At 75.7% G+C, this 20,092-nt stretch carries 15 protein-coding genes, 1 tRNA gene and 1 pseudogene; 3 read left to right on the top strand and 14 right to left on the bottom strand.

Going from position 1 to position 20,092, the window contains the following annotated elements; genetic code table 11:
• Nucleotides 1-553: pseudogene (locus EJA20_RS18775) on the bottom strand (hypothetical protein); the annotation flags it as partial.
• Between the two features lie 239 nt (nucleotides 554-792).
• Here EJA20_RS18775 and EJA20_RS14635 point away from each other — a divergent pair.
• The gene (locus tag EJA20_RS14635) at nucleotides 793-2,010 is read left to right on the top strand and encodes a Coenzyme F420 hydrogenase/dehydrogenase, beta subunit C-terminal domain (protein WP_205687517.1); all 1,218 of its coding nucleotides are present in this window, start codon (nucleotides 793-795) and stop codon (nucleotides 2,008-2,010) included.
• A gap of 6 nt (nucleotides 2,011-2,016) precedes the next feature.
• On the opposite strand, the gene EJA20_RS14630 is transcribed toward EJA20_RS14635, so the two are convergent.
• Entirely contained in the window at nucleotides 2,017-2,985 is a 969-nt protein-coding gene (locus tag EJA20_RS14630; RefSeq protein WP_240675528.1) for a glycosyltransferase family 2 protein, read from the bottom strand.
• 116 nt (nucleotides 2,986-3,101) lie between these two features.
• Here EJA20_RS14630 and EJA20_RS14625 point away from each other — a divergent pair, with 116 nt between their 5' ends.
• Entirely contained in the window at nucleotides 3,102-4,307 is a 1,206-nt protein-coding gene (locus EJA20_RS14625) for a glycosyltransferase (protein ID WP_240675527.1), read from the top strand.
• Nucleotides 4,308-4,407: 100 nt separating this feature from the next.
• On the opposite strand, the gene EJA20_RS19150 is transcribed toward EJA20_RS14625, so the two are convergent.
• From EJA20_RS19150 to EJA20_RS14565, 12 genes are all read right to left on the bottom strand, one after another.
• The gene (locus EJA20_RS19150; protein ID WP_205687516.1) at nucleotides 4,408-6,171 is read right to left on the bottom strand and encodes a right-handed parallel beta-helix repeat-containing protein; all 1,764 of its coding nucleotides are present in this window, start codon (nucleotides 6,169-6,171) and stop codon (nucleotides 4,408-4,410) included.
• A gap of 538 nt (nucleotides 6,172-6,709) precedes the next feature.
• Nucleotides 6,710-7,654, bottom strand: coding sequence for an acyltransferase family protein (locus EJA20_RS14615; RefSeq protein ID WP_129339236.1), 945 nt, complete (start codon nucleotides 7,652-7,654; stop codon nucleotides 6,710-6,712).
• A gap of 352 nt (nucleotides 7,655-8,006) precedes the next feature.
• Nucleotides 8,007-9,281, bottom strand: coding sequence for a right-handed parallel beta-helix repeat-containing protein (locus EJA20_RS14610; RefSeq protein WP_129339235.1), 1,275 nt, complete (start codon nucleotides 9,279-9,281; stop codon nucleotides 8,007-8,009).
• 285 nt (nucleotides 9,282-9,566) lie between these two features.
• Nucleotides 9,567-10,610, bottom strand: a complete 1,044-nt coding sequence (locus tag EJA20_RS14605) for a glycosyltransferase family protein (protein WP_129339234.1) — start codon at nucleotides 10,608-10,610, stop codon at nucleotides 9,567-9,569.
• 197 nt (nucleotides 10,611-10,807) lie between these two features.
• A complete protein-coding gene (locus EJA20_RS14600) occupies nucleotides 10,808-11,551 on the bottom strand; it encodes a CDP-alcohol phosphatidyltransferase family protein (RefSeq protein ID WP_129339233.1) in 744 nt (247 codons plus the stop codon).
• Nucleotides 11,548-12,711: a DUF1972 domain-containing protein gene (locus tag EJA20_RS14595; RefSeq protein ID WP_129339237.1), complete on the bottom strand. Its 1,164-nt coding sequence runs from the start codon at nucleotides 12,709-12,711 to the stop codon at nucleotides 11,548-11,550. Before EJA20_RS14595 ends, EJA20_RS14600 begins: the two co-directional genes overlap by 4 nt.
• Nucleotides 12,712-12,851: 140 nt before the next feature.
• Nucleotides 12,852-14,360 carry a sugar transferase gene (locus tag EJA20_RS14590; RefSeq protein ID WP_129339232.1) on the bottom strand — a complete coding sequence of 503 codons (1,509 nt, stop codon included), beginning with the start codon at nucleotides 14,358-14,360 and terminating at the stop codon, nucleotides 12,852-12,854.
• A gap of 141 nt (nucleotides 14,361-14,501) precedes the next feature.
• Nucleotides 14,502-15,122, bottom strand: coding sequence for an aminoacyl-tRNA hydrolase (pth, locus tag EJA20_RS14585; protein WP_129339231.1), 621 nt, complete (start codon nucleotides 15,120-15,122; stop codon nucleotides 14,502-14,504).
• Nucleotides 15,123-15,341: 219 nt separating this feature from the next.
• Nucleotides 15,342-15,965 carry a 50S ribosomal protein L25/general stress protein Ctc gene (locus EJA20_RS14580; RefSeq protein ID WP_129339230.1) on the bottom strand — a complete coding sequence of 208 codons (624 nt, stop codon included), beginning with the start codon at nucleotides 15,963-15,965 and terminating at the stop codon, nucleotides 15,342-15,344.
• A 335-nt stretch (nucleotides 15,966-16,300) separates the two neighbouring features.
• Nucleotides 16,301-17,284, bottom strand: coding sequence for a ribose-phosphate diphosphokinase (locus EJA20_RS14575; RefSeq protein WP_129339229.1), 984 nt, complete (start codon nucleotides 17,282-17,284; stop codon nucleotides 16,301-16,303).
• Entirely contained in the window at nucleotides 17,281-18,927 is a 1,647-nt protein-coding gene (glmU, locus tag EJA20_RS14570; RefSeq protein ID WP_129339228.1) for a bifunctional UDP-N-acetylglucosamine diphosphorylase/glucosamine-1-phosphate N-acetyltransferase GlmU, read from the bottom strand. Before glmU ends, EJA20_RS14575 begins: the two co-directional genes overlap by 4 nt.
• Before the next feature lie 188 nt (nucleotides 18,928-19,115).
• Nucleotides 19,116-19,187: transfer RNA gene (locus tag EJA20_RS14565), tRNA-Gln, on the bottom strand.
• A gap of 177 nt (nucleotides 19,188-19,364) precedes the next feature.
• Between EJA20_RS14565 and EJA20_RS14560 the strand changes: the two genes are divergently transcribed.
• Nucleotides 19,365-20,072, top strand: a complete 708-nt coding sequence (locus EJA20_RS14560) for a TetR/AcrR family transcriptional regulator (protein ID WP_240675529.1) — start codon at nucleotides 19,365-19,367, stop codon at nucleotides 20,070-20,072.
• Nucleotides 20,073-20,092: the final 20 nt, after the last annotated feature.

Raw genomic sequence — 20,092 nt, 5'->3', positions numbered from 1 at the left:
CCTCCTCGCCGGAGTACGCCGTCACGGACAGCCCGGACAGGTCGGCCGGCGCGGAGCCCGCGGCGACCCGGACCCGGACCGCCATGCCGGGGCCGGTGAACTCGCCCGGGCCCGTGCCCGCGGCCGTGACGGCCTCGACCGAGAGCACCTCGACGGTCGTGCCCGAGACGCTGAGCCCACCGGTGCCCGCCTCGCCCTGCTGGGGGGCGGTGGCGCCGAGGGGCGGGAGCGGGACGTCGCCGCGGCTCGTCGTCGCCTCTCCCGGCTCGGAGGTGGCGGTCGAACCGTCCGTCGCCGGCTCCGACGGCTCGGCAGCGGCCGAGGGGTCGACGGACGGGGAGGCGCCGGCGGTCGTGGACGGGTCCGACGACGGCGAGGCGGGAGCGGTTGCGTCGCCGGTCGACGAGGTCGCGGTCGGGGCGGGACCGGCCGCGCCTCCCGTGTCCGGGCGGCTCAGCGCGACGGCCACGAGGACGACGACGACCACCAGCGCGACGACGGCCGCGACGACCGCCGCCGGGCGGCGACGCAGGACCTCCACGAGCCGGTGCACGGCGTCGCTCCTTTCCACGGTCGGCGTCGCCCGGGACGGGCGCGGCTGCCCACCCTAGAGCGGTCCGTGACCAGCACGACATCGGCCGCCGGGTGATGTGCGCCCCGAGCGCCTCACCCGGACGGGGGAACCGCCCTAGACTGGCGGCCCACCGACGGCGCCCCTCGTGACCGGGTGGCCGTCGTGCCCGGTCGCCGGCCCCGAGGAGCAGACGTGCGCGTGACCCACCGGACGGCGGCGTGAGCCGCGACCTCGACACCCTCCTCGCCGAGGTGCGGCGAGCCGAGTCGTGCACCGGCTGCGGCGTGTGCACGCTCCTCGACCCGGGCCTGGAGATGGGCCTGACCGACGACGGCTACCTGCGGCCGCACCGGACGGCCGGGACGACCCCGGTGCCCGGCGCCGGCGAGCGGTTCGCCCGTGTGTGCCCGGCGGTCCACGTCGACGCCCAGCGGCCGGAGGGGTCGCAGCGGCACCCGCAGCTCGGACCCGTGGTGGCCGTGTACGAGGCCGCCGCGGCGGACCCGGAGCTGCGACGCCAGGGCAGCAGCGGCGGCGTGCTCACGGCCCTGAGCTCGTGGCTCGTCTCGACCGGTGAGGCCAGCCACGTCGTGGGCGCCCGGGCGGGGGCCGACGAGCCGCGCCGGACCGTCCCGGTGCGCATCACGAGCCGGGACGAGGCCCTGCGGGCGGCGGGCTCGCGCTACGCGCCCGTCGCCGTGGGATCGCGCGGCGACGTCGGCCCCGGCGCGGCCGTGGTGGGCAAGCCGTGCGAGGCGACCGCCCTGCGCGCGCTCGAGCTCGACGAGGGACGGCCGGGGCCGCTGCTCCTGTCCTTCTTCTGCGCCGGCACGCCGTCCCAGCACGCCACGACCCAGCTCCTCGACGGCCTGGGCGTGGCCGGCGACGAGGCCCTCGACGACCTCTGGTACCGCGGCCGCGGGTGGCCGGGCCGGTTCACCGCCCGCACCCTGCAGGGCCGCGAGGTGTCGGCGTCGTACGAGGAGTCGTGGGGCAGCACCCTGGGCAAGCAGCTGCAGTGGCGCTGCAAGATCTGCCCCGACGGCATCGGCGAGAGCAGTGACATCACGGCGGGCGACTTCTGGCGCAGCGACGAGCGGGGGTACCCGGTCTTCGAGGAGACCGACGGGTACAGCGCCCTCGTCGTCCGCACGCGTCGGGGCGCCGACGTCGTCGAGCGGGCTGTCGCCGCGGGGGTCCTCACGGTCCGGCCCATCACGCCCGACGAGGTCATGGCGGTGCAGCCGCTGCAGCGCAAGCGGCGTGCGACGCTGCTCGGCCGGCTGCTCGGCGCCCGGCTCGCGGGCACCCCGGTGCCCCGCTACCGCGGGTTCGGGCTCCTCGGCTTCGCCGTACGACGGCCTCGGGAGATCCGCGACACCGTGAAGGACACGTTCCTGCGGCGGCGCAAGGTGGAGCGCGCGCACCGGCGCTGACGACCGTCAGGGCCGGGCGTACTCCACGACGACGCTGCCCAGCGCACCGGACGCCATGCCGAGGCCCCGGTGCAGGCTGCGGGCGCCCTTCGCGTGGTGCACCTCGGAGCGCGTGAGGGCGCCGACGGCCATCCGTGCGCCGCCGGCCGCCATGCGCACGGTGCCGCGGACGAGGTAGCGCGCCCGGGCCTGCGCCCGCTGCGCGCCGTCCACCGCGAGCACGACCTCGACGCGTGCGGCCGAGTTGCCGCTGCGGCGGGCGCGCCGGAGCACCCAGTCCCGGGTGAGCCGGTCGTCCGGCACCATGTCGACGACGACGGCCTCGTCGCACCACACGAGCCGCGCGCCCCGGCGGGCGAGCGTGCGCGTGAAGAGCGTGTCCGACCCGCCGCTGAGGCCGAAGCGCTCGTCGAACGTGACGCCGTGCCCGGCGAGCTGCCGGAGGTCGATGAGCAGGTTGTTCGTGGCGGCCACGTCGACGGCGGTCCCCGTCGGCAGGCGGCGGCGGTCGAAGAACCGGCCCGCCGCCAGCCACCCGGTCGGCTCCTGGGCGTACGCGGACACCACCGCGCCGACCACGCACGTCGGCCGGGTCTGCCGCCACGTCCCCAGCAGGGCGTCGAACCAGCCGGGCTCCGGGCGCTCGTCGTCGTCGACGAAGACCAGGAGGTCCGCGCCCTCGGCCTCGCGCAGGGCGCGGTTGCGGCCGGCGGCGATCCCCGGCGTGGGCTCCACGACGTACCGCACCCGCTCGTCGCCGACCGCCGCCACGACGTCGCGCCCGCTGCCGGCCGGGTCGTTGTCGACGACGAGCAGCCGGACGTCCGCGGCGGCCCCCGCGACGGCGGCGAGGAACGCGGGCACGGCTGCGGCCAGGTCCTCCGGCCGGCGGTAGGTGAGCATCGCCACCACGACGGTGGGGTCCGCGCCCTCCGGTCCGGGTCCGGCGGTCGACCCGTCGGCGGGGGTGGTCACGCGGCATCCCTCCCTCTCCTGCCCGGCGGGCGTGTCCGCGCAGGGTACCGTCGGCGCCGCGCCCGACGCTCCGGCCGACCGCCGGGGCGGCGCGCGTCCCGTCGAGACCCCCCGAGGTGAGCGTGCCGCCCGAGCAGCAGGTCCCCCCGGCCCCCGGGCCCGCGCCCCTGCCCGGGACCCGACGACGCGGCGCCGTCGTCGTCGCCCACCCCTCCCCCGACCTGTACGGGTCCGACCTCCAGCTCCTGGAGTCGATCTCCGCCCTCGTCGACCGCGGCCGGCACGTCGTCCTCGTGCTCCCGGAGGACGGGCCCCTCGCCCCGCGCGCCGCCGCCCGCGGGGCCGAGGTGCGGCTCGCGCGCTTCCCGGTGCTGCGCAAGTCGCTCCTGCACCCCCGCCGTCTGCCCGGGGCGCTGCTCGACCACGTCCGGGCCCTCGTCGGGGCCGCGCACTGGCTGCGCGGGCTGCGGCCGGACCTCGTCTACGTCAACACCCTGACGCTGCCCGTGTGGACGCTCGCCGCGCGGCTCGCCGGGACCCGGGTGCTGTGCCACGTGCACGAGGCGGAGGAGGACGCGCCCCGGCCGGTCGTCGCCGCGCTCACCGCCCCGCTGCTGCTCGACCACGCGGTCGTCGCCAACAGCGAGACCGCTCGCCGTGCGCTCGCCCTCGTGTTCGGCTCCCTGGCGTCGCGCACCCGCGTGGTCTACAACGGCGTGCCCGGCCCCGCCGAGCCGGTCCCGTCGCGCAGCCGGGCGGTCGGCGACCCGCTGCACCTTGTCCTCGTCGGCCGGCTGTCGCCCCGCAAGGGCACCGACGTCGCGCTCGAGGCCGTCGCGCAGCTCGTCGCCCGCGGGGTCGACGCGCGGATCCGGCTGTGCGGCTCCGTCTTCCCCGGGTACGAGTGGTTCGAGGACGAGCTCCGGCGCCGCGCAGCAGGGCCGGACCTCGCCGGTCGCGTCGAGCTCCTGGGCTACGTGGCGGACACCTGGCCGGAGCTCGCCGCCGCCGACGTGGTCCTCGTCCCCTCGCGGGTCGAGCCCTTCGGCAACACGGCCGTCGAGGCGCTCCTGGCCGGGCGCCCCCTCGTCGTGTCCGACACGCAGGGCCTCGCGGAGATCGTGCGTCCCGGCGTGACGGGCCTGCTGGCCGCGCCCGGAGACGCGGCCGCGCTCGCCGACGCCGTCGCGCGTCTCGCGGAGGACCCCGCCGCCGCCGCTGCGCTCGCGGCCCGCGGCCGCGCCGACGCCCGCGCGCGGTTCGGCGTGGACCGCTACGCGGGCGAGCTGGCCGACGCGGTCGAGGCCGCGGCCAGGGCCTGACCCCACGACGCCCCGCGAGGGGCGCTCGCCTCGGCGGTCGGGGGACGACGAGGGCGGGGCACCCGGTCCCCCGGGTGCCCCGCCGTCGTCTACGCACGCGTCACTTGCCGACGCGCTGCGTGACCGAGACGGTCTTGCCGTCCGACCACCGGTTGTTCACGTTCTTGAGGACGGAGATCGTCCCTGCATCGGCCACGACCGCGCAGCCGGCGTACTTCTGGGTGCGGGTGAACACGTTGTCGCTCATCTCGATGCCCTGCATGGGGCCGAACCGCTTCTCCGCGAGGTTCACGGCGCAGGCGCCGCCGCTGATCTTGTTCCGGGAGAACGTGAGGTTCGCGACCGGCCCGCGGTCCTGGGTGACCATGAGCGAGGCGTTGTGCGTGCCCTCGAGGGTGTTGTGCACGATGGTGATGTTCTTCCCGATGGAGATCTGGAAGTTGTCGTCGTGCGACGGGGTCATGTTGTAGTTCGGGTCCTGCAGGTAGTACAGGTTGTCGTGGAACCAGGAGTCCTTCACGGTGACGTTGTCGCCGATGATGACCATCTGGTCGATCACGTGGTGCATGTTGACCCGCTCGAGCGAGAAGTTCTGGCCGATGACGCCGCGGATGTGCGGGCTCGGGTTCTTCGCGTACATCTCCGTGTCCAGGACGCGGACGCTGCCCGTGCCCTGGACCATGATGAGCGCGAGGTCCGAGGTGTAGACGCGGCCGACGATCTTCGAGTTCTTGATGACCACGCCGGGCGCCTGAACCCAGACGGTGCCGCGGATCTCCAGGCCGTCGACGACCGTGTTGGGCGTCGTGATCTTGAGGTCGCCCTCGTGGACCCGCAGCGTCGTGCCGGGGCGGACGCCGGTGTTCGTCGCGTCCGGGAACAGCGACGTGCTGGTCGTGGGCGTCGGGGTCGGCGTGGGCGTCGGCGTGGGCGTCGGGGTCGGCGTGGGCGTCGGCGTCGGGGTGGGCGTGGGCGTGGGCGTGGGCGTCGGCGTCGGGGTGGCGGTCGGCGGCGCCGTCACCGGCGCGGTGTAGCTCTCGAGCCGCACGGTCACCGAGGCCGTCGACGAGGTGGAGCGGATGACGACCTTCCGGTCCGCGCCGGCGAGGGACAGCTTCGCGTTGCCGAACACCGTGGTGGAGCCGGCGGGCACGGCGAGCGTGGCGCTGGTGGTGTCCGTCGGGACGGTGCCCGCGGGGCACAGGACCACCGAGGTGGTGCCCGGGGCGGACGCGGCGGCGACGAGCTTGACGCCCGTCGCACCGGACGGCACGTAGGGCGCGAGGTCGAGGACGAACGAGCCGCCGGCCGTGACGCTCCGGTCCGTGAGGACACGGGTGTTCAGCGTCGTCGTCGCGGTGGTGACGGCAGGGGCGGTGGTGTCCGCGACCGGGACGACGGTGGGCTTCGTGTAGCTCTCCAGGCGCACCGTCGTCGTGACCGCGGAGGACGCGCTCCGGAAGGCGATCTTGCGGTTCTTGCCCGTGAGCGTGAGGGTCTGCTCCCCGTAGGCCACCGCGCCGCCGGCCGGGGCCGTGAGGACGGGCGTGGCCGCGCAGGTGCTGGTCACCGTGGTCCCGGCGCAGGCCGCCAGGGCGCTCGCCTTCGTGGCGCCCGACCCGGCGACGACGATCGTCGCGGTCGTGACGTCCGTCGGGAGGGACGCCGTCAGGTCGAGGACGTAAGTGCTGCCGGCGGCGACGACCTTCTGGGTGAGGACGCGCTGGTCCAGCGTGACGGTGGTCGTCGGCGCGGTCGCGGCCTGCGCCGGCGCCACGCCGAAGGCGGCACCGGTCGTGACGGTGACGGCCAGGACGGCGAGGGGGGCCGTCCCCCGTCCCAGGAGCTTCTTCAGGTTCCGCATCAGAGCAGTCCTCTCCGGTGGCGCAGGTCAGTCGGGCAGGGAGTCCGTGTCCGGCGACGCGCTGCACCCGAGGAGGGGGGGCGCCGGGAGGGGCCTGGTGGGCCACCGCTCTCGCCGATGCCCCTTCATCGGCAGGGCCCGCGCGGGACCTTGAGCGCCGGTCACGAACGAGTGCGCGAGGGGCCTCCGGGCGGGCGCGCGGGGGTGCCCGGCCTGTCCGGCGCTGTCCGGAAGGCCCGACGCTGAAATCGCTTTCCGGGTGAGATCTCGGGTGAAGTCCGGGCGTGCGTCACATCCCCGCCACCCGTTCGGAGCAGCGCGCTCCCGGGTATCGCGGAGCCCCGGGACCTCTCGAGGTCACAGCTGCGGCGCCCGGTGACCGACGGCCGGACCCGGAGGGGCACACCCCTCGAGCGGACACCGGGCTCGGGACGCCGGACGACGACGGACCCCGCACCGGGGTCGGTGCGGGGTCCGTCGTCGGGTCAGCGCGGCGAGGGCCGGGAGGGGCCGGCGACGACGTCGGCCGTCGCCGTCGTCAGGAGGCGGGCACCGCCGCAGGGCGGTCCGCCCGCCGGGCCCGGCGCGGCAGCGGGAGCTCGAAGAGCCAGCGCACGGGAACCCGGTCGCGCACGCGGGCCACCGCCCACCCGGCGGCGACGCCGGCGGCCAGGAGCACGGGCAGCAGCACCCACCACGGGGCGCCCAGGCGGTCGCCCGCCTGCACCAGCACCCACATCACCGGGTAGTGCACCGCGTAGAAGACGATGGAGTTGCGGCCGACGAAGCGGATGCGGGCGCTGCGGAGCGACGGCACGGCCGCGGCGGCCGCGATCGCCACGGCGATGCCGGCGAAGCTCAGCGGCACCGTGATGCTCTCGTAGCGCAGGGTGAGGAGCGCCGCCGCGACACCGAGCGCGAGCGCCGGGACGCCGAGGAGGAGGAGCCGCACCCGACCCCGCAGGAGCACGGTCGGGTCGGGCAGCCGCTGGGCGACCCAGGCCCCCGTGAAGAAGAAGACCGCGAAGTAGGTCATGCGGTGCAGCAGCGGCTGGTCGACGACGAAGGACGCCGCCAGGGCGACCCCGGCCACGAGCAGCGGGGACAGCCGGCGCAGCGCGGGGGCGAGCAGGTAGTAGCTCGCGATGTAGAAGAGGTACCAGAGGTAGGTCGCCGCGATGTACGCCTTCGGGGCCGCGACCTTCCACAGGTCGCCGGACAGGACGAAGTAGAAGACGGCCCAGAGCAGGTACGGCCAGACGATCAGCGCGACCTTGCCGCGGTAGTAGGTGCCCAGCGGCTTGCCCAGCGACCGCGGCAGCAGCAGCCCGGACAGGAACATCAGCGTCGGCATCCGGAAGGGCGCGAAGAAGTCGTTCGCGGCGGCCAGGCCCTCCGGCACCGGGATCCCCTCCAGCCGGGGCAGGGAGGTGGCGTGCCACAGCAGCATGAGGAGGATGGCGCCACCGCGTAGCGTGTCCATCCACTCGAAGCGAGTGCTTCCGGCCGCGCGCACCGGGGGCGCGGGCTCCGTCCCGGGGCCGGCCACCGGGACCGCGGCGCGAGCCGCCTGCTCTGCCTGCTCGTGCACGGTGCTCCTGTCCGCGGCGGTGCTGGGCCCGGACGGACCGGCGGTGGGGCCCGTCGCCCCGGTCGTCCGTCGGTGCCGCACCGACCACCGTAGGAGCACCGGGGCGCGCCCGACAGGTCCGCGCGGGGTGAGTTCCTGGCATGCGCCCGTGGTGTCCGCCACACGGCCGGGCACGACGGAGGGCGGCGACCCGAGGGGTCGCCGCCCTCCGGGCGAGCGGGTCCGGCGCGGGGGCCGGGGAGGTTCAGCGGGAGATGATCTTGACCGCGGTGCCGTCGCTCCAGCGGTTGCCGTACTGGGAGAGCAGGGGGATCGTGCCGCTGTCGATGATCATCGCGCAGCCCCCGTGGATCTGGGTCCGGGTGAAGGTGTTGTTCTGGATCTTCATCCCGGAGATCGGGCCGTAGGCCTTCTGGGCGATGTTGACCGCGCAGCCGCCGTCGCTCACGTGGTTGTTCGAGAAGTTCACGTTGGACACGTCGCCGCGGTCCTGCGTGATCATCAGCGACGCGTTGTGCGTCCCGGACAGGCGGTTGTGGATGATGTTGATGTTCGACCCCGCCGAGATCTGGAAGTTGTCGTCGTGGGTCGGGGTGCCGCCGTAGTTCGGGTCGCTCGAGTAGTACAGGTTGTCACGGAGCCAGGAGTCCTGGACCGTGACGTTGCTGCCCGTGATGACCATGTGGTCGATGACGTCGTGCATGTCGACCCGCAGCAGCTTGAAGTTCTGGCCGATGACGCCGCGCACGTGGGGGCTCGGGACGCGGCCGTACATCTCGCTGTCCTGGATGGTCACGCTGCCGGAGCCCTGGACCATGACGAGCGCCAGGTCCGAGGAGTAGGAGCGGCCCGTGATCTTCGAGTTCTTGATGACCACGCCGGGCGCCTGCACCCACACGGTGCCGCGGATCTCCCGGCCGTCGATGACGGTGCCGGCGGTCGTGACCTTGAGGTCGCCCTCGTGCACCCGCAGGCTGGTGCCGGAGGGCACGCCGGTGTTCGCGTCGCCGGGCCACGTGGTGCTCCCGGTCGAGGGCGCCGGGGCGGGCGCCGGGGCGCTCGTCGTCGAGGCCGTGTAGCTCTCCAGGCGCACCGTGAGGTTGACGCCCGAGGACGCCGGCTTGAAGGCGACCTTGCGCCCGGCCGAGGACAGGTCGATCGTCCGCTCGCCGTAGACGGTGCCGCCGCCGGCCGGCGCCGTGACGATGGGCGACGAGGCGCAGCCGCTCGTCACGGAGGAGCCGGCGCACATCGCGACCGTGGTGCGCGAGGCGGCGCCGCTGGCGGCCACCACGAGCTTCGCCGACGTGGTCGACGAGGGGAGGCTGCCGCTGAGGTCGAGCACGTACGTGGAGCCGGCGCCGACCCACTTCTTCGTCAGGACGCGCAGGTCCACGGTGGAGGTCGCAGCCTCGGCCGAGGCGGCCGGGCCGACGACGAGGGCGGCGAGGACGGCCGTCGCGAGGCCGAGGGCGCCGAGCGGGCGCCGGACGTTCGACAGGGGGCGTCGAAAGGGCATGAGGGGTCCTTAGGCAGGGGACAGAGCGGCCTCGGACCACCGGCGGGGGGATGCCATTTCCAGGTCACGAAGCGATCACGGAGCCTAGGCACAACGTGTGGACCGGGTGAAGTTTCGCTTCTCGTGATGCATCCCACTGCATGGAGTTCTAACATCCGCGCCTCGGGCCGCGGCACCGCCGATGACCAGCGCGGTCGCACCCCGGGGCGGCGCACGGGAGCGCCACGCCGGGGGGACGAAATGTGACAGGCGTTACACAGCGGGACGAGAGGGGCGGGGCCGGCGTCAGCGCCGACGGGCCCCGCGGCGTCGGGCGACCGCCGCCCGGTAGACGTCGAGGTGCTGAGCGGCAATCGCGTCCCAGCCCCGCTGCGTGAGGTCTGGGCCGCCGTCCCCGGCGTCCGCGCGCACCGCCGCCAGGGCCTTCTCCACGGCGGCCGCGTCCAGGTCCCCGTCGTACCGCTGGACCCACCGCTCCCCCACCTCGGCGGCGAGCGCGTCCGTCACGGCGTTGCGCGGCACGAGGACGGGGCGGTCGAGCGAGAGCGCGAGCAGTGCCGCCCCGCTGTTGTGCATGCGCCGGTAGGGCAGCACGACGAGCTCGGCCGCGCTCACGGCGCCGACGATCTCGGCCTCGTCGAGGTGGCGCAGGTCCAGGGCGATGCGCGGGTCGTCGTGCGCCCGGCGCCGCAGCTCGGCGGCCAGGTCCTCGCCGGTCGAGGGACGCCCCGAGACCGTGAGGGAGACCTCGGGGTCCGGGAGGGCCGCGACGACGTCGACGAGGTCCTCGACGCCCTTGTAGGGGCGCACCAGGCCCACGTACGCCAGGCGCCCCCGGACCGGTGACCGACGCGGCACGTCGGCGAACCAGGCCCGGTAGTCCCCGTGGAGCACGGTGGTCACGGGCGCCCCCGGCGGCGTCGGCGTCTCGTCGTTGAGGCGCACCCACCACGTCGTGCGGCGGTCGCACTCGGCGAGGACCAGCCGCGTCAGGAGGTCGGGGGGCTCGTGCGGCGTGACGTTGTGGACCGTGCGCACGACGGCCGCGCCGGTGAGCACCGTGCGGCGCAGCGCCCCCCAGAACACCGCGGCGGCCACCACGCGGGCCCACCAGCGCGAGCGCGTCACCACGACCTCGGGCCAGTGGACGTGCAGGACGTCGTACCGGCCGAGCAGGGCCTGCCGGGAGCCGTAGGTCTCGACGTCGGCCCCCGTCCGCAGGCCCTCGAGGAGCTGCGTCACGTACGGGTTCGTCGTCGCCTTCGGGCGGTGGAACGACTGGAGCACGCGCAGCCGCGGTCCCGTGCGCCCCGCGTCCTGCTGACCCACCGTCGCCACCTCCCTGACGGCGGGGACCGTCCGCCGCCGCGGGCGAGACGTTACCCGAACGGGTGACGGGCCAGGTGCGGTCCCTCTCGGACGTGACGAGCGCGACGTCCCGCCGTCGGACGTGCGCCGCCCGTGCGGGGCCGCGCGGCCCCGCACGGGCGGCGGGACGGAGCCCTGCCGGACGCCGGGGCGCGGGCTCAGACGGCCGGGCGCCCCAGCGCGCGGATCTCGCGGAACCACTTCACGGCCGCGAGGAGCAGGAAGAGCGTCGTCGCGGCCACGATCGCCGTGTAGACGGTGAGGAAGACGGGCAGGGCCCCTAGCAGCAGGAAGGCGAGGCAGAGGACGCCGTAGTCGGTGGGGATGACGAGCACGGAGCGCAGCCAGGGCGCGCGGCCGCCGGTCGGCGCCACGCTCTTCACGCCGTGGGCGCGGCGCAGCTGCTCCGTGAGGATCATCGCGAAGAAGTACACGGCGCCGGAGACGGCGTGCAGCGCCGGAACGAGCAGCAGCGCGTGCGGCACGTCGGTGAACCGGTAGAGGCCGATCGCGAGCGCCAGCGGCATCGTCGAGATCTTCGTGGCGTCCACGACGTGGTCGAGCCACTCCCCCGCCGGCGACCCCGTGCCCGTGAGGCGGGCCACCTGGCCGTCGGCGGAGTCGAGCGCGTAGCCGAGGACGAGCAGCGCCGCGATGCCGACCCCGAGCCAGGCGGAGGGGGCGACCGTCGCCATGAGCGCGATGCCCGCGAAGGTGCACAGCGCGCTCAGGCCGGTCACCGCGTTCGGCGTCAGCCCCTGGCGGTACGCCCAGGCGGCGAGCAGCCGCCCGAGCTTGCGGTTGACGAACCGCGAGTACGCGGGGGCGCCGCGTGCGGCACCCTTCTGCGCGCCCGCGAGCTCGCGGACGACCTCGCGGTAGCTGGGGGTCGTGACGGTCACACCGTCTCCTTCGTGGCGGAGGGCACGGCGGTCGTGCCGTGGGCGCGGCGACGGCCGCGCTGGGGGCCGGGCACCGCGCGGCGGTGCAGCCGGCGCGCGAGCGCCTCGTACCCGTCCGCGACGAGGTCCCAGTCGTAGTCACGAGCGCGGTCCTGCAGGGCCGCCCCGCGGCGGGCGGCGGCGTCGACGTCCGCCTCGGCCGCCTCCACGTGCGGGGCGACGTCCTCGGGGCCGGCGAAGTAGCGCCCGTCGTCGCCGAGGACCTCGCGGTTGAACGACACGTCGAAGGCGATGGAGGGGGCGCCGGCGCCGATGGCGCGCAGCAGCGAGGGGTTCGTGCCGCCGACGGAGTGGCCGTGCAGGTAGGTGAGGGCGTGGGCGTACAGCTGGTCGAGCTGCTCCTGGTCCCACACCCCGCCGAGGAAGCGCACGCGCTCGTCGCCCAGGGCCGCGGCGTGCACCGCGCGGGTGTACTCGTCGGCGTAGGGGGCGGAGCCCACCACGACGAGCGGCAGCCGGGCGCCCGAGCGCACGTACCCCGTCACGATCTCCTTCACGTGGTTCTCCGGCTCGAACCGCGCGACGACGAGGTGGTAGCCCCGCGGCTCGACCCGCAGCGGCACGAGCTTGTCGGCCGGCAGGTCCTTGGCGATCGGCGCCCCGTAGGCGATGAGCGTGGTGGAGGCGCCGAACTCCTCCGTGTAGTAGTCCGCGATGCCGCGGGCGTCGGCGATGAGGTCGTCGGACCAGCGCACCGCGTTGGCCTCGGCCAGGCGGTAGTAGCGCTGCCCGTTGGGGCCCCACTTCGCCCGGCGCCACTCCAGCCCGTCGACGTGCGTCGCGACGGGGATGCCCCGGGCGCGCAGCACCGGCAGGAACGGGGAGTTGGCGGCGTTGAAGACGAACGCCACGTCCGTGCGGCGGGCGACGAGGTGGGCCACGGACAGGCCCGTGTGGCTCAGCGTCTCCAGCGTCCGGCTGCGCACGGCGGGCAGCGTGACGAGCCGCATCCCGAGGTGCTCGGTGGGCTGCGACTCGTCGTTGCCCTCGCGGCAGTACACGACCACGTCGTGGCCGCGGGCCGCGAGGCGCCGCCCGACCTCCTCGATCGCCGTCTCGAAGCCGCCGTAGTGGGCCGGCACCCCCCGCGTGCCGACCATGGCGATCGACAGCGTCTCGGGCGTCTCCTGGGAGCTCACGCTCGGTCCTTCCCGGTGGCAGCGGACGGGGCTCGCCCTGGGTCATCGGTGGTGCGGGCGCGCTCCTGAGAAGTCCTCGGGAGGGAGCATCCTCGTGCGCGTCAGTACGCGCCAGACCCCCGCAGGACCGCGCGGGCCGTCTTCCAGAGGATGAGCAGGTCGCCGGCGAGGCTCCAGTTGTCGACGTAGCGCAGGTCGAGCGCCACGGAGGCCTCCCACGACAGGTCCGAACGGCCGCTGACCTGCCACAGGCCGGTCAGGCCGGGGCGGACGTGGAGCCGACGGGTCACGGGGTCGGAGTAGGCCGCGACCTCCTCGACGAGCGGCGGGCGGGGCCCGACGAGCGACATGTCGCCCCGCACCACGTTCCAGAGCTGGGGCAGCTCGTCGATGGAGTAGCGGCGCAGGAACTTGCCCACGGGCGTGACGCGGGGGTCGTCGTGCATCTTGAAGAGCAGGCCCTGGCCGTCGGAGGCGGCGAGCAGCTCCTGGCGGCGCTTCTCGGCGTCCTCGTACATCGTGCGCAGCTTCCACATCGTGAAGAGCTGGCCGTCGATGCCGACGCGGGGTTGGCGGAAGAAGGCGCCGCCGGGCGAGGTCCGGGCCACGAGCACGGCCGCGACGAGGATCACCGGCGAGGCCGCGAGCAGGATGAGGCCGCCGAGGACGCGGTCCAGGACGGACTTGGCGACGAGGCGCGAGCGCTCGGCGCCGACCTCCACCTCGAGCAGCGGCATGCCGGCGACGGGGCGCAGCGACAGGCGGGGCCCGGAGACGTCCTCCAGGTCGGGCACGACGACGAGCTGCACGTGCAGCCGGCCGAGCGCCCAGGACAGCCGGCGCAGGGCGCCGCCGCTGAGGATGGAGCTCGTCACGAGCACGACGTCGACGGCCTGGTCGACGACGACCTGGACCACGTCGGAGACGCTGCCGAGCACGTCCACGTCCCCGACGAGGTCGAGGTCCGCGCCGTTGGGCAGGCAGGCGCCGACGGGGGCGAGCCCGTCGTGCGAGGACTCGCGCAGGTCCGGGACGAGCCGGGAGACCTCGAGCGCGGAGCCGACGACCAGCGCGCGCTGCATGCCGACGCCCGTGCGGCGGGCGTGGTGCAGGCGGGTGCGCCGGCGGTGCCGGTCGAGCCACGTCAGCAGGACGACGAGCGGCAGGCCGACGAAGACGAGCCGGCGCGGCAGCTGGTGGTGCGTCGCGTACTCGAAGACCACGAGGACGAGGCCCAGCACGGCCGCGGCCTGCAGCGGCGCCTGGAACTCCCGCGAGCCGGAGCCGAGGGCGCGGCGGCTGTAGCCGCGCAGCGTCGCCACGACCGCGGCGAACGCGGCGGCGGCGGCCACGGACCACGTCGCGGCGACCGCGCCGTAGCCGTAGGTGAGCGCGAGGCCCACGACGGACACGATGGCGAGGTCGACGAGGACCGTCGAGCGGACGTAGGACTCGCTGATGCGGGTCCACGTCGGCGACTGGTCCGTGCGCACCCGCGGCGCGCGCGGCTCGTACGGCTGCAACGACGCCCAGGAACGTCGGGGCTCGCGGGTGGCGGCCCGACGGTCACGGGTCTGACGGATGGTGTTCTCGTCCGCGGTCAGCGTCACGCTGTGCTCCCTCCAGCAGGCGAGCCCCCAACCTAGCCGGGCGGTCCCTCCCCGTGCGCTCGTTGTGTCCAGATTCACCCGCCGCGCGCAGTGCGTCCCGAAGGCGGGTGAACGGCCGGTTCCGGGTGTTCCTGCGGACGGTCACGCCTTGGTGTGGAAGGTCTGCTGCGCGGCCTCCAGCCCGTCGAGGACGACCCGCTCGACGGCGTCCGCGGCCCGGTCGACCAGCCACCCGAGGTCGGCCGCCTCCGCCTTCGCGAAGTCGCGCAGCACGAAGTCGGCGGGGTCCTGGCGCCCCGGCGGGCGGCCGATGCCGACGCGCACCCGCACGTAGTCCTTCGTGCCGAGCGCCTTCGTCGTGTCCCGCAGCCCGTTGTGGCCGCCCTCCCCGCCGCCGCGCTTGAGGCGGACGTCGGCGAAGGGGATGTCGAGCTCGTCGTGGACGAGGACGACCCGCTCGGCCGGCACGTCGTGGTAGCGGGCGAGGGCGGCCACGGGGCCGCCGGAGACGTTCATGTAGGTCGTCGGCTTGGCCAGGACGGCCCGGGGCCCGGGTGCGCCGCCCAGCAGCACCCCGAGGCGCACGTCGGCGACGACGGCCTGCGGCCGGCGCCCGCCCGCGCCGCCCGGGGCCGAGAAGGCCGCCCCGGCGCGGCGGGCCAGCTCGTCGAGCACCATCTGGCCCACGTTGTGCCGGTTGCCGGCGTACTGCGGCCCGGGGTTGCCGAGCCCCACGACGAGCCAGGGACCGGTCTCTGCCATCGGGACGTCCTCTCGGGGGCTGCGGCCGGGCGGCCGTGGCGGGGGTGCGGGCGGGGAGCGCGGGGAGCGCGGGGAGCGCAGAGGGCACCGGGAGCGCGGGGAGCGCGGGGCGCGGCGCGGTGGCCCGGCCCGGGGCCGGACGCACCGACGCCCGGCACCCGGACCTCGGGGGTCCCGGTGCCGGGCGTCGGCCGCGGTGCGGTGCTCCGCCGCGGCGGCTCAGGCCTCGTCGGCGGCCGCGGAGGCGGCGGACTGCGAGGCGGCCAGGTCGGCGGCGGCGGACTCGGCGGCGAGGTCGTCGGCCGAGGCGCGCGGCGTGGAGACGTTCACGACGATCGTCGACGGGTCGCTGACGAGCGACGCGCCCTCGGGCAGCGTGAGCTCACCGGCGGTGACGGTCGCGCCGTCCTCGAGGCCCTCGATGGACACGACGACGGACTCCGGCACGTGCGTGGCCTCGACCTCGAGCTCGAGCGTCTGGGCGTCGAGGACGTGGATCGTCCCGCCGGCCGACTCGCCCTCGACCGACACGGGGATCGTCACCGTGAGGCGCTCGCCGCGGCGGACGATGAGGAGGTCGACGTGCTCGATGACGTTGCGCACGACGTCGCGCTGCACGTCCTTCGCCAGGGCGAGGGTGGAGGTGCCGTCGACGACGATCTCGAAGAGCGCGTTCGCGTGCTTCACCGCGAGCATCGTCTCGTGGCCCGGCAGCGCCACGTGCAGCGGGGCGGTGCCGTGCCCGTACAGGACGGCCGGGATCTGGGCGGCGCGGCGCAGGCGGCGCGCGGCGCCCTTGCCGAACTCGGTGCGGGTGGTGGCGACCAGCTTGACCTCGGACACGGGTGCTCCTCGACGGGTGCGGACCCGCGGCGTGCGGGTCGGGTGGCGGTGACCCCGTCGCGTCCGGTGGGGACGCACGGGCGACGTTCGGGTGGTGAGGCCTCGACGCGGGACGCCGGACGGGCACGCGGAGACGTGGGCCCTGTCGATCACGGAGCAGGAGGCCTCGCGGTCCTGCGACCGCTGGCCGTCCGGCGTCCCTCGCCGAGGCAGCCCGAGGATCCTACCCGCCCCCCGGGCGTGGCCCAACCCCGGCCGGCGCCGGGCGCAGGACGGGGTCGGGGCGGCGCCGGGGCAGGCCGGTGCGCCGGGGCCCGGGCGCGGGCCCGGCGGGCTCAGCTCTGGCCGTCGAAGAGGGACGTGACGGAGCCGTCGTCGAAGACCTCGCGGACGGCGCGGGCGAGCAGGGGCGCGATGGACAGCACCGTGAGCTGGGGGAAGGTCTGCTCGTCGTTGATGGGCAGCGTGTCGGTGATGACGACCTCGCGGGCGCCGCACTGGGCGAGCCGGTCCGCCGCGGGGTCGGACAGCACGCCGTGCGTGGCCGCGACGATGACGTCCTTCGCCCCCGCCTCGAGCACGACACGCACCGCACCGGCGATCGTGCCCGCCGTGTCGATGAGGTCGTCGACGAGGATGCAGGTGCGCCCCTCGACGTCGCCGACGACCCGGTTGGAGACGCTGCGGTTGGGCGAGCGGATGTCGCGGCTCTTGTGCACGAAGGCCAGGGGGCCGCCGCCGAGCTTCGCGGCCCACTGCTCGGCCACCCGGATCCGGCCCGCGTCGGGCGAGACCACCGTGACCTGCGAGGTGTCGACCCGGGTGCGGACGTAGTCGATGAGGATCGGCATCGCCCACAGGTGGTCGACGGGCCCGTCGAAGAAGCCCTGGATCTGCGCCGTGTGCATGTCGACGCTCATGAGGCGGTCGGCGCCGGCCGTCTTGAACAGGTCGCTCATGAGGCGGGCCGAGATGGGCTCGCGGCCGCGGTGCTTCTTGTCCTGGCGCGCGTAGCCGAAGAAGGGGGCGACGACCGTGATGGTCTTCGCCGACGCCCTCTTGAGGGCGTCGACCATGAGCAGCTGCTCCATGATCCACTGGTTGATGGGCGCGGCGTGCGACTGCAGGACGAAGGCGTCCGAGCCGCGCACGGACTCACCGAAGCGGGCGTAGATCTCGCCGTTCGCGAAGTCGTAGGCCGTGGTGGGCACGAGGTCCGTGCCCAGGTGGCGCGCCACCTCCACGGCGAGCTCCGTGTGGGCGCGGCCGGAGACGAGGACGAGCCGCTTCTCCCCCGCGTTCGAGATGATGCGGGTCATCGGGACTCCTCCTCGGGCGCCGGCTGCGGCGCGGGCCGTCCGGGCGGGGCGGGTGACGGGCCGGGCGGCACGGCGGGCCCGGGCCCGGCGGCGGCGGCGCGCTCGCGCTCGGCGCGCGCCTGCGGGGAGAGCCCGACGCCCTCGCGCGCGGCGCGCTCCTCGAGGGCTCGGGCGGCCGCCTCGGCCGAGGGCGTCCCGGCGCGGGAGCGCAGCACCCACCCGTCGATGGTCCGCTGCGCGCCGGCGCTCACGGCGAGCGCCCCGGGCGGCACGTCCGTGCGCACGACCGTGCCCGCGCCGGTGTAGGCGCCGTCGCCGACCGTGACGGGCGCGACGAACATGTTGTCCGAGCCCGTCCGGGCGTACGCGCCGATCGTCGTGCGGTGCTTGCGCACCCCGTCGTAGTTGACGGTGACGGACGCGGCGCCGATGTTCGTGCCCTCGCCGATCGTCGCGTCGCCGACGTAGGACAGGTGCGGGACCTTGGCGCCGGGACCGATGTCCGCGTTCTTCGTCTCGACGAAGGTGCCGATCTTGCCGCCCTCGCCCAGGCGGGTGCCGGGGCGCAGGTAGGCGAACGGGCCGACGGTGGCGCCCGGGCCGACCTCGGCGCCCACGCCGTGGGTCCGCACGACGCTGGCGCCCTCGCCCACGACGACGTCCGTGAGCGTCGTGCCGGGGCCCACGGTCGCGCCGGCGCCGACCGTCGTGGTCCCGTGCAGCTCCGTGCCGGGCAGCAGCGTCACGTCCGGGGCGAGCACGACGTCGACGTCGACCCAGGTGGTGGCCGGGTCGACGACGGTCACCCCGGCACGCATCCACTCCTCGAGCGTGCGCCGGTTGAGCTCGGCGCCGAGCGTGGCGAGCTGCACGCGGTCGTTCACGCCCTCCACGGACACCGGGTCGTCCGTGCGCAGCGCCCGCACGCGGCCGCCGTCCTCGCGCGCCAGGGCGACGACGTCCGTGAGGTAGAGCTCGCCCTGCGCGTTGTCGCGGCCGAGCCGCCCCAGGCCGGCGCGCAGGACCGCGGCGTCGAAGACGTAGACCGAGGTGTTGATCTCCGTGACGGCGCGCTGGGCGTCCGTGGCGTCGCGCTCCTCCACGACGGCCAGCACGTCCCCCGTCCCCGGCTCGCGCAGCACGCGGCCGTAGCCCGTCGGGTCGGCGACCTCCGTGGTGAGCACCGTGACGGCGTTCTGCTCCGCGGCGTGCGCGGCGAGCAGCTCGACGAGGGTGCCGGCGTCGAGCAGCGGCACGTCGCCGGCCATGACGACGACCGCCCCCTCGAGGGCGTCCGCGGCCGCGCTCCCGGACCGCCCACCCGCGGCCGCGGCCCGGGCCTGGGCCGTGGCGTCGAGCGTGCGCAGGGCGGCCTGGACGGCGCGTCCCGTGCCGGGCACCTCGTCCTGCTCCGCGAGGAGCACCTCGGGGTCGTGCTCGCGGGCGTGGGCGGCCACCCGCTCCCGCTCGTGCCGCACGACGACGACCACCCGCCCGGGGTCCAGGTCGCGGGCCGCGGCCAGCGCGTGGCCGAGCATGCTGCGCCCGCCCAGCGTGTGGAGCACCTTCGGGACGGACGAGCGCATCCGGGTGCCCTCCCCGGCGGCGAGGACGACGACGGCGGCGGGCCGGGGAGAGGTCACCGGGGGCTGCTCCTCGCGGTAGCGCGCCCGGGGGCCGGGCGGGGGGCGCGGCCCGGGACCGGGCCGCGCGAGGGGGACTCCTCCGCACTCTACCGGCGCGCGGCGGGGCGGCCGTCCGCGCCGGCCCGGCCGACGGGGCGGCCCGGGACGGGGCGGGCGGGGACGGGGCCCTCCCCCGGCCGCCCGGGCTCCGCCCCCAGGATTCGAACCCGGACCGCAAGGCACCAAAGGCCTGCGTGCTGCCGTTACACCAGGGCGGACGGCCGCCGCGCGCGGGGGTGCCGCGGCCGCCCGCCAGTGTGCCAGCCCGGGCCGCGCCGCCGTCGCCCGCCCCCGCCGCGTCCGGGGCCCGCTCGACCCCCGCCCGGGGGCCGGGCGCGGCGGGCGGCATGATGGAGCCCGTGACCTCCGACGCCCGGCGCCCGCCGCGCTCCCGCATGACCGCGGCCCAGCGGCGTGCGCAGCTGCTGGAGGTCTCCCGCACCCTCTTCGCGGAGAAGGGCTTCGAGGGCACGAGCGTGGAGGAGATCGCCGCCCGCGCCGAGGTGTCCAAACCCGTCGTCTACGAGCACTTCGGCGGCAAGGAGGGGGTGTACGCGGTCGTCGTCGACCGCGAGATCCAGTCCCTCACCGGCACCCTCACCGCGGCGCTGGAGGAGGGCGGGCACCCCAAGGTCCTCGTCGAGCGCACCGCGCTGGCCCTCCTGGGCTACATCGAGGCCGACGAGGACGGGTTCCGGATCCTCGTGCGCGACTCCCCCGTCGCCCAGGCCACGGGCACCTTCTCCAGCCTGATCGGGGACGTCGCCACCCAGGTCGAGCACCTGCTCGCCGACCAGTTCAAGCGGCAGGGCCTGGACCCCCGGACCGCGCCGATGTACGCCCAGATGCTCGTCGGGATGGTCGCGCTGACCGGGCAGTGGTGGCTGGACGCCCGTCGGCCCCGCAAGGCCGACGTCGCGGCGCACCTGGTGAACCTCGCGTGGAACGGCCTGTCCGGCCTCGAGCGCCGCCCGACCCTCGCCGGCCCCGCCGACGGGACCGCGCCGGGCGGCACCCCGGGGGACGGGGGCACCGGCGCGGCGGCCGCCGGGGGCACCGGCGCCCCCCGGGCCGCGACCGGGCCGGTCGCCCCGGCCCGGTAGCCTGCGCGGCGTGACGAGCG

The organism is Cellulomonas endophytica, assembly GCF_004123805.1.
GTDB classification, from domain to species: domain Bacteria; phylum Actinomycetota; class Actinomycetes; order Actinomycetales; family Cellulomonadaceae; genus Cellulomonas; species Cellulomonas endophytica.
Note: the sequence above shows the minus strand (reverse complement) of the source record. Positions and strands in the feature narration are given on the sequence as shown.